The sequence below is a fragment of the Lacrimispora sp. genome (assembly GCF_036758025.1).
Taxonomy (GTDB): domain Bacteria; phylum Bacillota; class Clostridia; order Lachnospirales; family Lachnospiraceae; genus Lacrimispora.
On the sequence record NZ_DAIOXM010000001.1, the window covers coordinates 162936 to 176193 of the forward strand.

The 13258-nt window shown below is 42.9% G+C and carries 13 protein-coding genes; 8 read left to right on the forward strand and 5 right to left on the reverse strand.

Annotation, left to right across the window (positions count from 1 at the left end; genetic code table 11):
* The first annotated feature begins 3 nt into the window (after positions 1 to 3).
* The 6 genes from V7M78_RS00700 to V7M78_RS00725 all read left to right on the forward strand — a co-directional run bounded on the left by V7M78_RS00700 (position 4) and on the right by V7M78_RS00725 (position 6040).
* A complete protein-coding gene (locus tag V7M78_RS00700; protein WP_333645530.1) occupies positions 4 to 804 on the forward strand; it encodes an ABC transporter ATP-binding protein in 801 nt (266 codons plus the stop codon).
* Positions 805 to 1066: 262 nt separating this feature from the next.
* Positions 1067 to 1852, forward strand: coding sequence for a glycosyltransferase family A protein (locus V7M78_RS00705; protein WP_333645531.1), 786 nt, complete (start codon positions 1067 to 1069; stop codon positions 1850 to 1852).
* 28 nt (positions 1853 to 1880) lie between these two features.
* Positions 1881 to 2657 (forward strand): glucose-1-phosphate cytidylyltransferase, encoded by a 777-nt coding sequence (gene rfbF / locus V7M78_RS00710; protein ID WP_333645532.1) that lies wholly within the window; start codon positions 1881 to 1883, stop codon positions 2655 to 2657.
* A 1-nt stretch (position 2658) separates the two neighbouring features.
* Positions 2659 to 3738 (forward strand): CDP-glucose 4,6-dehydratase, encoded by a 1080-nt coding sequence (gene rfbG / locus V7M78_RS00715; RefSeq protein WP_333645533.1) that lies wholly within the window; start codon positions 2659 to 2661, stop codon positions 3736 to 3738.
* A 19-nt stretch (positions 3739 to 3757) separates the two neighbouring features.
* On the forward strand, positions 3758 to 5101 hold the full coding sequence (gene rfbH, locus V7M78_RS00720; protein WP_333645534.1) for a lipopolysaccharide biosynthesis protein RfbH: 1344 nt from the start codon (positions 3758 to 3760) through the stop codon (positions 5099 to 5101).
* A 99-nt stretch (positions 5102 to 5200) separates the two neighbouring features.
* Positions 5201 to 6040, forward strand: coding sequence for a LicD family protein (locus V7M78_RS00725; RefSeq protein WP_333645535.1), 840 nt, complete (start codon positions 5201 to 5203; stop codon positions 6038 to 6040).
* Between the two features lie 59 nt (positions 6041 to 6099).
* On the opposite strand, the gene V7M78_RS00730 is transcribed toward V7M78_RS00725, so the two are convergent.
* Complete coding sequence (locus V7M78_RS00730; RefSeq protein ID WP_333645536.1) at positions 6100 to 7623, reverse strand: BCCT family transporter; 1524 nt, start codon at positions 7621 to 7623, stop codon at positions 6100 to 6102.
* Positions 7624 to 7846: 223 nt separating this feature from the next.
* On the opposite strand from V7M78_RS00730, the gene V7M78_RS00735 reads away from it, so the two are divergent.
* Positions 7847 to 8467: a hypothetical protein gene (locus V7M78_RS00735; RefSeq protein ID WP_333645537.1), complete on the forward strand. Its 621-nt coding sequence runs from the start codon at positions 7847 to 7849 to the stop codon at positions 8465 to 8467.
* 88 nt (positions 8468 to 8555) lie between these two features.
* On the opposite strand, the gene V7M78_RS00740 is transcribed toward V7M78_RS00735, so the two are convergent.
* Entirely contained in the window at positions 8556 to 9539 is a 984-nt protein-coding gene (locus V7M78_RS00740) for a zinc dependent phospholipase C family protein (RefSeq protein WP_333645538.1), read from the reverse strand.
* 176 nt (positions 9540 to 9715) lie between these two features.
* Here V7M78_RS00740 and V7M78_RS00745 point away from each other — a divergent pair, with 176 nt between their 5' ends.
* On the forward strand, positions 9716 to 11065 hold the full coding sequence (locus V7M78_RS00745; protein ID WP_333645539.1) for an alanine/glycine:cation symporter family protein: 1350 nt from the start codon (positions 9716 to 9718) through the stop codon (positions 11063 to 11065).
* Positions 11066 to 11271: 206 nt separating this feature from the next.
* Here the strand turns inward: V7M78_RS00745 and V7M78_RS00750 are convergent, their stop codons facing one another.
* The 3 genes from V7M78_RS00750 to V7M78_RS00760 are packed head-to-tail and all read right to left on the reverse strand — an operon-like array spanning position 11272 to position 13082.
* On the reverse strand, positions 11272 to 11523 hold the full coding sequence (locus V7M78_RS00750) for a hypothetical protein (RefSeq protein ID WP_333645540.1): 252 nt from the start codon (positions 11521 to 11523) through the stop codon (positions 11272 to 11274).
* Positions 11520 to 12671 carry a M56 family metallopeptidase gene (locus tag V7M78_RS00755; RefSeq protein ID WP_333645541.1) on the reverse strand — a complete coding sequence of 384 codons (1152 nt, stop codon included), beginning with the start codon at positions 12669 to 12671 and terminating at the stop codon, positions 11520 to 11522. Before V7M78_RS00755 ends, V7M78_RS00750 begins: the two co-directional genes overlap by 4 nt.
* Before the next feature lie 3 nt (positions 12672 to 12674).
* Entirely contained in the window at positions 12675 to 13082 is a 408-nt protein-coding gene (locus V7M78_RS00760; RefSeq protein WP_333645542.1) for a BlaI/MecI/CopY family transcriptional regulator, read from the reverse strand.
* Positions 13083 to 13258: the final 176 nt, after the last annotated feature.

Here is a 13258-nt window from a genome sequence, read left to right on the forward strand (position 1 = left end):
ACTATGGCAAATATTTTAGAAGTACATAAGGGCTGCTTCTCTTATCCTCAGAAACAGCCTCTCTTAAAGGATATTTCCTTTTCGCTCAAAGGCGGTCAGATCATGGCAGTGATGGGGAGAAATGGAATTGGAAAGACAACCCTGATTAAATGCATTGTGGGCATCTTAAGCTGGGACAGCGGATACTCTGCTGTTGGGGGAAAGGAAAGCCGAAAAAATAAGCCTGTAAAGGAAATCGGATATGTACCCCAGGCCCATAAGGTATCCTTTTCTTATTCTGTCCGGGATATGGTGGTATTTGGAAAGACCGGACACAACTCCCGTTTTCCAGCACCGGGCAGGCAGGACTATATACTTGCTGATGAAATCCTGAAAAAGGTGGGAATTTTCCACTTGCGGGAACAGCCCTGCAATGAACTGAGCGGAGGCCAGCTTCAATTGGTGTTCATTGCCCGGGCGTTGATAAACTCTCCCAAGCTGCTTGTTTTAGATGAACCTGAATCCCATCTGGATTTTCGCAATCAGATACGTTTGCTGAAATTGATTCAAAACGTTGCGGCTGAGAATAATATAGCCTGCATGATTAATACTCATTATCCCAATCATGCACTTCGCATAGCCGATCAATGTTTTTTGCTGGGTGACGGGGATTATATGACAGGGAATACGGATGAAATAATGACAGACGGAAATATTCAAAAGTATTTCGGGGTGTACTCCCATTCTGTAAAATTTCAATATAAGGATGAAATGATTACTTCGTTTTCGTTTTTGGATGAAGTGCAGGAAAAACAGAATATTTGAAAGAGCTTGTTCAAAGTTTTAAAATAATACGATCTCTCCAAAGCAGACATGATAAATATCTGAGTCTGCTTTTGAGGGATTTTTTTCTGCTTAAATATGTTCGCCAGGATTACTTTTCAAGACCGGATTCCGGTAGCTCATAATATTACGAAATCTTTAAAAGTTCGTAAAAACAAAATAATGAATATGGTGGAATGTTCTGTGGTTTTTATGGTATAATCATAGCCAGACTATGAAACAATCCAAGAGGATACCGATAAATATGAAACCACATGCATTTGCAATCTGCGCATACAAGGATTCTCCTTATCTGGAGACGTGTATCCGCTCCTTAAAAAATCAGAGCAGAAAGTCAGATATTATATTGTGCACATCAACTCCCAGCCCTTACATTGAAAACCTGGCAGAAAAATATGATATTCCCTTATTTGTAAGGGATGGAGCCAGCGGCATAGGAGAGGACTGGAACTTTGCCTACCACATGGCTGATGCCCGCTTTGTCACCATCGCCCATCAGGACGACATTTATCAGAAGGATTACGTAAAAACACTTCTGGAGTGCTATGAGAAATACCCGGATATGACTCTGTTTACAGGGGGATATGCGGTTATAAAGGGAAATAAGCCGGTTTTCTTTGAAAAGGTGGAATTTATAAAACGATTTCTCCGGCTGCCCCTTCGTTTTCGGGGGCTGAGTCATTTATCCTGGATAAAAAAAAGTGTTCTGATATTTGGAAATTCCATCTGCTGTCCGGCCTGTGCCTATAACAAGGAACAGTTAGGGGAGCCGCTTTTTGCGTCCTCCTACCGGTTTGCTTTGGACTGGGATGCGCTTTTTAATCTTGCCGAACGCCCGGGACGATTTATCTGTGTGGAAAAACCGGTTCTGTTTTACAGGGTTCACGATGGGGCAGCCACAAAAGCCTGCATTAAGGATAACAGCCGCGCTAAGGAGGAGGCCCATATGTTTTCAAAGATATGGCCCGGCCCGGTTGTGAGGATTATCATGCATTTTTACCGGAAGGCATATGAAGAATACACTTCTTAACAGTGAAATACATTTGGAGGAAAAAGCAATGAAAGTAGTATTGTTAGCAGGAGGATTTGGTACAAGAATCAGCGAACAGAGCCATTTGAAGCCAAAGCCCATGATTGAGATTGGGGAAAAGCCGATTTTATGGCATATTATGAAATATTATTCCCAGTACGGTTTTCACGATTTTGTCATCTGCCTTGGATATAAGCAGTATGTGGTCAAGGAGTTTTTTGCGGATTACTTTCTCCACACCTCAGACGTGACCTTTGATCTTGCCAATAACAAGATGGAGGTTCATAACAATTATTCCGAGCCATGGAAGGTGACCCTGGTTGATACGGGATTAAATACTATGACAGGAGGCCGCATTAAGCGGATTAAGTCCTATGTAGATGATGAGCCCTTTATGCTGACCTACGGTGACGGTGTCTGTGATGTAAACCTGGATGAATTGTTGGAATTTCATCAAAGCCACGGAAAAATAGCTACTATGACCACTGTGAACATCACCCAGCTAAAAGGTGTTTTAGACATCAATGAGAATAATGTGGTCCGTTCCTTCCGGGAAAAGGATGAAGCTGATGCCAGCCTGATCAACGGCGGATTCATGGTGCTGAATCCGGAAATCTTCTCTTATTTGAAGGACGACACCACAATACTGGAACAGGAGCCTATGCAGAAGCTGGCAGCAGAAGGACAGCTTATGAGTTTCCACCACCCCGGTTTCTGGCAGTGCATGGATACCCAAAGGGAAATGAAGAAGCTGGAAGACTTATGGCAGTCAGGACAGGCTCCCTGGAAAATATGGGAGAAATAATATGACCACTTGGACAAGCGAGAAATGGAATGAATTTTGTGAATTTTATAAAGGGAAAAAGGTCCTTGTAACGGGGCACACCGGCTTTAAAGGCTCCTGGCTGAGCCGTATGCTGGCAAATGCGGGAGCCCAGGTTACGGGCTATTCCCTGAATCCCCCTACAGACCCCAGCCTTTTTTATATTGCAGGGCTTTCTGATACCATGGATTCCGTTATTGGAGACATCCGGGATCTTGCTCATTTAAAAGAAGTGTTTTTAAGAACCCAGCCGGAAGTGGTATTTCACCTGGCAGCCCAGCCCATTGTCCGGGATTCCTATAAAGACCCGGTTTACACCTATGAAGCCAATGTGATGGGAACAGTCAACATCCTGGAATGTGTCCGCCTGACCCCTTCTGTACGGTCCTTTTTAAATGTGACTACAGATAAGGTTTATGAAAATAAGGAATGGGAGTACGGCTACCGGGAATGTGATCCCCTTGACGGCTATGATCCCTATTCCAACAGCAAATCCTGTTCCGAGCTGGTGACACACAGCTATGCCAAGTCCTTCTTTTCAGAAGGGCAGACAGCGATTTCTACCTCCCGTGCAGGCAATGTGATCGGAGGAGGGGATTTTGCCAATGACCGGATCATACCAGACTGCATCCGGGCTGCAACGGCTCATGAGGATATTGTTTTGAGAAATCCTCATTCCACCAGACCCTTCCAGCATGTGCTGGAGCCCCTTTCCGTGTACATGACCATTGCTATGAAGCAGTATGAAGATACCGGCTTCCAGGGATACTATAATGTGGGGCCTGACGATAAAGACTGCATCACCACCGGAAGCCTGACCGATTTATTCTGTGAAGCATGGGGCCAGGGAGTGAAATGGGAGAACCGGTTTGAAGGAGGCCCCCATGAGGCTAATTTCTTAAAGCTGGATTGCTCCAAGATCAAAAAAGTTTTTGGCTGGACACCCAGATACGGGGTAAAGGAAGCGGTGGGAAAAACCGTGGAATGGACCAGGGCTTATTTAGATGGAGAAGATATGCTTCAGGTCATGGATGGCCAGATAGAAGAATTTTTTAATAGTTAAGCATGAGAGGATATAAAAAATGTTTGAGCACAAGACAGAAAAAGAAGCCCGCGAGGAAATCCTTGGGCTGGTAAAAGAATATTGCACCACCTATCATAATAAGAAAAAGCCTTTTGAAGAAGGCGACCGGATTCCCTATGCCTCCCGTGTATACGATCATGAGGAAATGGTAAATCTGGTGGACAGCTCCCTGGAATTCTGGCTGACTTCCGGGCGCTATACGGATGAGTTTGAGAAGAAACTGGCTGAATATTTAAATATCAAATACTGTTCCCTGGTAAACTCCGGGTCCTCCGCCAATTTACTGGCATTTATGGCTCTGACTTCTCCTTTATTAAAGGAACGTCAGATTCAGCGGGGAGATGAAGTGATCACTGTTGCAGCAGGATTTCCTACTACAGTGACTCCTATGATTCAGTACGGAGCTGTGCCTGTATTTGTGGATGTGACCATTCCCCAGTACAATATCGATGTAAATGCTTTGGAAGCCGCCCGTTCAGAAAAGACTAAGGCAGTGATGATTGCCCATACTTTGGGAAATCCCTTTGACCTGGGTGCTGTAAAGGCTTTTTGTGAGAAATACGGCTTATGGCTGGTAGAAGATAACTGCGATGCCTTGGGAACCAGGTATACCATAAACGGAGAAGAACGCTTTTCAGGAACCATCGGAGATATCGGAACCTCCAGCTTTTATCCTCCCCACCACATGACCATGGGAGAAGGCGGCGCAGTCTATACTGACAGTGCCCTGCTGAATAAAATCATCCGCTCCTTCCGGGATTGGGGAAGGGATTGTGTCTGCCCCTCCGGAGTGGACAACTTGTGCGGACACCGTTTTGACCGCCAGTATGGGGAACTGCCTCTGGGCTATGACCATAAATACGTCTATTCCCATTTCGGATATAATTTAAAGGCAACTGACATGCAGGCAGCCATTGGCTGTGCACAGATTGAAAAGTTCCCATCCTTTGTAGAACGGAGACGTCATAATTTTGACCGCCTTTATAACGGACTGAAAGAAGTTTCAGACAAGCTGATTTTACCGGAGCCATGTCCAGACTCCAGGCCAAGCTGGTTTGGATTTCTTATCACTTGCAAGGAAGGGGTGGACCGGAATCAGGTGGTTCAATACGTGGAATCAAAGGGAGTTCAGACCAGAATGCTTTTTGCAGGCAATTTGACCAAGCATCCCTGTTTTGACCAGATGAGGGAATCAGGAGAGGGATACCGGATTGCAGGTGAGCTGACCAATACCAACAGGATCATGGAAGACACCTTCTGGGTAGGAGTGTATCCGGGAATGACGGATGCCATGATTGACCATATGGCAAAAACCATAAAGGACGCATTGAACGCCCAGTGATCATGACTTGGTGAGAGAAAGCACCCTGCGGGCAGAAAAGAGGAAGCACCCTGCGGGTATACCTTAATGCCCGGAGAGCATGGGCAGAAAAGAGGAAACATGGAAGAATACGACTTAAGAGAAGTACATCAGGCCAATTTGACCATTTTAAAGGAAATAGACCGGATCTGCCGGAAATACAAGATCAAATATCTTCTGGATGCGGGAACCCTGTTGGGAGCTGTAAGGCACAAGGGATTTATTCCCTGGGATGACGATGCGGATTTGGCATTTACCCGCCCCAATTATGATGCCTTTTTAAAGGTGGTACGCCGGGAGCTGCCTCCTGAGATGGAGCTTCTGGAGCCGGGAGATTTCAGGGGAGGAAAGGCCTTTTACGACTTTACTGCCAGAATCCTTTATAAAAAAAGCCGGACTCATGAAGACTCTCCGGAAATGGATTTCTATGAAGGGAAGTTAAACCATCTATGGGTGGATTTATTTATCATTGACGAGCTTCCGGAAAATAAAGCGGCCTCCACCGTGACTCTGCTGCTTCATACAGTAATTTATGGCTTATCCATGGGACACCGCTATAAGCTGGACTTTAAAAAATACAGCCTGGCCAATAAAATCGCCGTGGGAATCCTGGCCCTTGCAGGCAAACTGATTCCCATGAAGGTTTTGAGAAAATTGCAGCACATGGCAGCTGTCAAGGATAGAAGAGGAAAGAGCAGCCTCCGGTACTACAGCAATTACCAGCCGGATTATCTCTACGTGACTTTAAAAAAGGAATGGTGCGAGGAAACAGTGGATCTGGAATTTGAAGACACCAGACTGATGGCCCCTAAAGGCTGGCATGAGGTTCTCACCTGGATTTATGGAGATTATAAGGAGCTTCCGCCTAAGGAAAAGCGGGTTCCCACCCATTCCAGCACAAAGATCAAGATTTACCCTTAGATGCTCATAAAAAAGGTCTGGCAGCAAGGTTTTGATTAACCTTACTTCCAGACTTTTTTCTATTTATTATCTAAATATTCCTTTGCATCTTTAAAGAAGCTGAAGACGATGAGAAGAATGATGATTCCTATGGGAAAGGCTGCAATAATCGATACAGTCTGCAGGTTCGTCATGGAATTTTCGGAAAAAATCAGGGCAATAGGGAAAAGCATCAGCAGCAGGGACCAGAACAGTTTTACATGCTTATGGGGCTCTTCATCTTCCTTGAGCTCTTTATAGGAATAGGCGGAGGCCACCAGAGCCAGAGCATCAAAAGTAGTAGCGTAAAAAGCGATCATCGTAACTGCCAAAAGGATCAGTCCCAGCTTTGCAAAGGGCAGGGTATAAAAGATTTCTATAATGGTCCTGTAAAGATCTCCGGTTGCATTATAAATCCCCATGACATCCAGGATCCCCTTTGTCTGCAGGGCAAGGCTGTAATTTCCCAATATGATAAAGGAGGTAAAGGTGCCGGAAAGCCCGAAGATATATCCGCCTAAAACGGTCTGCTTCACAGTACGGCCCTTGCTGATGGAACCGATAAAAAACGGGGTTGCCACACACCATACCATCCAGTAAGCCCAGTAAAAGATGGTCCAGTTCTGTGGAAAGGAGGAAGTCCGCAGGGCATCGGTCCAGGTGGACAGCCCAATGAAGTTTTGAACCACATTTCCTACCGCAGTGATTCCTGTTTCAATGGTATACCTGGCCTGCCCTCCGCCGATAAGCACATAGAGAAGGAGACCGAAAAATAAGTAAGTACAGGAGGCTGCCAGTCTGGCAATGCCCTTCATGCCAAAGTAAACAGTAACTGTATAAACAATACAGATGATGACCAGGATAGCAATGGTTAAAAGCCTGGAATCCGGAAGCCCCGTGGCACGGCTGATGGCCATGGAAAGAAGGGGAGTTGCCAGGGAAAAGGTGGTGGCTGTTCCTGCCAGCAGGGCGAATACTGCAATTAAGTCAATGAGCTTTCCCGCAGGTCCATCTACATGCTTTCCCAAAAGAGCGCGGCAGGCTTCCGAATATTTCTGCTTATTCCGCTTTCTCACGTGAAGCATAAAGCCGAATGCGACAGCTAACACTAAGTAAAAACTCCATGGAATAGGACCCCAATGGAACAGGGGATAGGTGGAAGCCCAGTCCTGCATGGCTCCCATATCTGTGATATGTGGTTCTCCCGCATAGAGAAGCCATTCACAAAGAGAATAAAACAGGATATCGGCAGCCAGCCCGGCCGTAAACATCATGGATCCCCATTTAAAAAAGGAATACTGGGGCTTTTCTAAATTGCCCAGCTTAATGGAGCCGTACCGGGAAAATGCCATGTAAAGGGAACAGAAAAAGGTGAAAAGCCCCATAAGCAGGTAATAGCTTCCCAGCTCATCTCCTACAAAGGACCGGATCGCAGCAAGTGCATTGGCTGATTGAGTGGGCATTATAACGAAGATAAGGCATAAAAGAACAACGATGATAAAGGGAACCTGCGTTGTTGTCCAATCCAGTCTTTTTAGTAAGGGCTCTTTTTTATTATTGTCCATTGAAATCTTACCTCCTGAGTATGTTCAAAAAAGTTTTTATAATAATGATATTGAACATAGTATCATGGATGCCTGAAAAATGCAAGAATAAATTGGAAATATATGATTGGTAAAAGAAACCTTGACTTATTTGTGAAGATTTTATGACTTTTTAAAGAAACTACTACAAAAAAAGTCTTACATCCTATATAATGTGGATGTTCAATGATGAGGAGGAATTATAATGAAAAACAAAGCATTAATAATATGTGCAATGACAGCTCTCATGCTGAGCGGCTGTACCAAGAGCAATATCCTTGCTTCAGGAGGGCCTGCTGAGCCGGTTCTTGAAACACAGCAGGGAATTGTTTTGGACTGGCCTCAGATCGGAAGTGCTCTGGATGACGAATTTTTAAATAATGAAGAATACCCCATGGCATTGGAAGAAGGCAGCATCAATTACAGCGTTGATCAGAACGAGAAAACAATTGAATTAAACCTGGTGGTAAAGAGCGGAACCAATGCAGAGGAAGCAGTAAGATTTGCAGATGCCGTAATCCGGTATTTAAATGATGAAGCAGCCACTCAGGACTTTTCCTATGAACGGTCAAGTGATACCTCTTACGGTGGTTTTTTCAAGGAATACGACATGCATCTGATTGTAATGCCGGAGTATACCATGGAGCAAAAGCAGTACTGGCTGGTGGATATGGACATTCCCAAGGGTTCTGATGAAAAGATCGTCCCGAAGGAAGGGGCAGTGCTTACAGAGCCTGAATCAGAGGTGGAAGAGGACGAAGACCAGGCTGAAGATGAAGCAGAAGAGAGCGTAGAAGAGACAGAAGAGACAACAACAGCGAAATAAGATTTTACAGCCCTTTGGCTGAAAACAGGTCAAAAAAGAAACATGATTGGAAAGCAGATATAAGGCCGCTTTTCAATCATGTTTCTTTTTAGTCGGTGCTGACTGCCAGCCCGCTGTGATATGAGTAGTTCCCAAGTTCTTTTAAAAGCTTGTTATGATCTAAGTTCTTTAAAGGAATTGTTGAAGTCAGCTCTTCATTTAAAAGGAAGAAGGCATCGTTGCATTTTGCCATGGAAAGGTAAAACAGCTCCGGGAAGGAGGCTTGTGATGCCAGCCGCCTGTTCCAGGGGTTACACCAGACCTCGTGATTTAAGTTCATTGTCGTAACGGGATCGGGCGGAATGTCTGTGACCAGCTTCCGGGAGGCAATGGGATTCCTGAAAAACAGGGATTCCACAAATTCAATGCTGTTTTTCTTGCGGCTGGAGGGATCGGCAAGGGTCCGGCAGCCTAAGCGCATAGCCAGAATAGAACGGGATACCATCCTGGGGGTTACGCTGAAATTGTTTTTGTAGTTTTGCGGATAATATGTTTCATTGATGCATGCGGATAGAAATCTGGAAATAAACTGCATTTCCTGTCCGTTTAAGCAGATGGTAGCCGCCTGGTTAAACTGAGAGGGCTTTTTCTTTTTGTATTTCATCAGAAGCAGCGCATCAATATCATTTTCCAGGGTAGCGTGAAGGCCGTGGTGATAATTGCTGGCGTTTTTCACATCATACTCAATCCTGCCGTAAACGTAAGGGTGGCAGATGGAATCGCCGATGTAGTGGCAGAAATATCCGCTCAAATAAGAAATAGCCTGCTCTCTCTGCTGTCTGGATTCGATCTGGGACAAATGATTTAAGCAGGAGAGGAAAAAATCATTGACATGATTTTCGTGCATGTAGGAGCCCACATTCCGGTAATCCCGGTGACGGAGAATGGGGATATTATAAAAAAACATATCCGGTCCCTGAAGGCCAAGCTGATAAAGCCAGCGGTGTTTAGCGATAATACGCTTTAAAGGATTATTGGGCATATCGTTAAAAACTCGGACTCCTAATAAGTAATGGGTGGTAAAACCGGGCATATTGTTCACCTCGCATTTTTTTAAATACAGTACAGATAATTGTATTATGAAAATAAACTTCTCATAAGCAATATTATACCATAGGATTATTTATTTTGTATAAAAATCATTGGAAATTTTCATACTCTCCGGCTTGGGTGAATAAGTGTTAAGGAAAGCGGTAAGGAGCGGATATTATGATACATCGCATCCATGAACTGGTATGGGGGCCCTGGCTTTTGGTTTTGTTTTTGGGCATGGGCATTATTTATACCATAAAATCGGGATTTTTTCAGATCAGAGGGCTGTCCTGCTGGTGGAAGGAGACTATAGGAAGCATAAGAGAAGATGAAGACGGGAAAAGCGGGGAAGTGACCCGGTTTCAGACGGCCTGTACGGCTCTGGCGGCCACCATTGGAACGGGAAATATCGTGGGAGTTGCCACAGCTTTGACAGCAGGCGGCCCTGGGGCTATATTTTGGATGTGGGTGTCTGCTGCTATCGGAATGATGACAGGCTATGCGGAAACCATGCTGGGAATCCGTTACCGCTATAAGGACAGAAACGGTGCGTGGGTCTGCGGTCCTATGGTATACTTGGAAAAGGGAATGAAAATGCCTGTTTTGGGAATGGTTTACAGTTTCCTCTGTATCATGGTTTCCCTTGGAATGGGAAGCATGGTTCAGTCCAACTCCATTGCTGAAACCTTAGAATATGCTTTTGACATAAATCCTGTTTCCGTTGGAATTTTGCTGACAGGAGTGGTATTTTTAGTGGTGCTGGGTGGAATCGGAAGGATCGCCTTTGTTTCTGAACGGCTGATTCCAGTGTCGGCAGGACTTTATATGATATTTTCCATGGTTGTGATCATGTCCTGCTGGGACAGTATCCCCCATATTTTCCGGTGTATTTTTGAAGATGCCTTCCGTCCGGTGTCCGTCTTTTCCGGAGCAGCCGGATATGGAGTCAGCAGAAGCTTGCAGTATGGCATATCCAGGGGCGTGTTCTCTAATGAGGCGGGCCTTGGAAGCCTGGCAGTCCTCCACGGGGCGGCAGAGGATACTACGCCGGAGCAGCAGGGAATGTGGGCTATGTTTGAAATATTCTTTGATACTATTTTAATCTGTACTATGACGGCATTTGTGATTCTGTGCATGACAGATGGAAATCCGGCGGCTTCTGGTTATGATGGGGCGGCTCTTACTGCATACTCTTTTTCCAGAAGGCTGGGAGGACTTGGACAGTATGTGGTTTCAGGGGCTATGGTGATTTTTGCATTTGCTACTATTATCGCCTGGTATTATCTTGGGAAGCAGGCGGCGGTTTATTTGGCGGAAAGTTTAAAAAAGAGGCGTATCCTGTATTTCCTTCAGAGGGTTTTAAGGGGAAAGGTATATACCCTTCTTTACTTAGGGGCCGTATTTGGGGGCTGTATTGCAAAGTTGGAAACTGTGTGGGAGTTTTCCGATATCTGGAATGGGCTGATGGCCCTTCCCAATATATTGGCGTTGATATTTTTAATGAAGGAAGTTACATATCCCAGGTAGAATATATTCTTTAAAGCTAAATAATATCAATATTCCCTGCCTGACCATTGGCATAAGAGTGTTTGATTTTTATTTCAAAGAAAACTCCCGTAGTCTGCATTTTCATAGTAAAGTCTGCAGACTATGGGAGTTTTTTGTTTTCTAATATTATATTGTTATTCCATGGACAAGTATGCTTTGATTCACGATTCCCTGGTATCATTCCATTATGATACTAATGTCCACTCCTTATCAATCCATCTTGCATATGTATATGACCAAAGCCGTTTATACTGCTTGCCATTCATAATTTTGTATATATAGCCAGTTTCTTCTGCCTGGGGACCTACCTCTGAGCTTGCAGTAGTCTGTATTTGTCCTGCTTGAGACTCAGATGCATAAGTGCTAATTGGCAGAGCCATTAAAAATGTAGCTGTTGCTAATAGGCCGATAAGGTTTGTTTTCAAAGTTTTTTTCATGGTAAATCCTCCTGATTTATTATTTTTAAATGTTTTAAACTATCATCAATAACTAAAATATTAGCTATTAATTCTCCTTCGCTATTATAAAGATTGTAACCAGAATCTGTTTTTACCAAATAGTCGTCACTGGAAATGTCAGTCATAGTTCCATAATCTTGGACACTGGGCATGCTATAAGGTTGAATGACAAACGTATACGATAAAACCAGCAAGACAAACATAATTGGAATAAACATTTTGCTTCTCTGTTTGTTAATATTTGAATAATTACTTTCAAGCAACATTTTAAATCGTTGTTTGAGCCGATTACTTTGAGCTTCTTCAACTAAGCAACAAGTTAATATAGATTCCTTTTGACCTTTACCCTGATTTTGTATGACCTTGATTATTGCATTTAAATAACACTGTTGTTGCTGCCTACTTAAATAATAACTAACTTTTTCATCAGAGTGCATTTCCAAAGTGTGCTCTACTTCATTGTTAAAATATCTAAAAAAGGGGTTCCACCAAAATATGGTCTGAATGATATCACAAATGCACTTAATGATTGCATGTCTCTGACGGTAGTGCTGCCACTCATGTAATAATACTCCAAATAATTCGTCGTCAGTGAAATTTATATCTGGAAGAATTATGATTGGTGAATAAAGGCCAACGATTGCCGGTGTTCTTATGCTTTTGTGTACTATAATTTTTATTTCCCTTTTTGCGCCGATAAGGTTTTGTATATTCGCTAAGGTTGATTTTATGCGTTGATCTTCAGAAGCGGGGAAAATACATAGTATATTATAAAATCTTCTATATTTATTTATCTTTCTGCAAAGTTTATATAATGCAACTCCGACACTTATAAGAATCAGGATATCAAATACGTTGGCAGTAATACCTTTGCTGGAAAGATTAATAAGAGGGTAAGCTAATACACGTTGTAAAGCAGGCAATAAACTTTCAGATCTAATAATTTGAGTATAGAATAGTTCTGTCGGTAAAAAGAACCTTATTAAACATAAACATATCAAAAAAATCAAGGGATATATTGAGAAAGTTCTTAATAGGATCATTTGCCTGCTTAATAATTTTATGACAATTGCAAAGATACTTACCCATATAAGCGAAGTCAGGAACGAGAACAATGTTAACCCCATAAACTATTCCTCCCTGTATTGGTCTAATAGTTCCTGTAAAGCTTCTGCGATTTCCTCCTTGCTGTTTTTCTTGCCCAAAAGCATTGATATTAAAGACAAACTATCTTGATCATCTCCTTGATAATACCTATCAAACTGCATAATAGCATATTCATTGGCTGATATTGTTGGACGAAACAGCCGTCCATAGGACTTTCCGATTTTTGTTATTTCAGCAACTTCAATAGCCTTCTTTTTTTCCAGTGTCCGTAAAATGCTCTGAATGGAACTTGTAGGCCAGGTTCTGTCAGGAATTCCTTCGGCGATTTCGGTAGCACTTAAAGGCGTTTCGGATGCCCATAAAACTTTCATGGCAGCTTCTTCTTTGCTTGTAAGGAAAAAACATGAATTCATATTGTTTTTGATTAACATATTGCTCATCTCCTGATTTTTATTTTTTATTTAAATTATAATTTCATATTATAATAAATTATAGCTCTATATTATGAAAAAGTCAATTATTATTAATACTATTTTAAAAATTAAAATTGTTATTGACAAAATAGCTGTATCGATATATTATAAAAATATAGAATTTCAAATTAAAA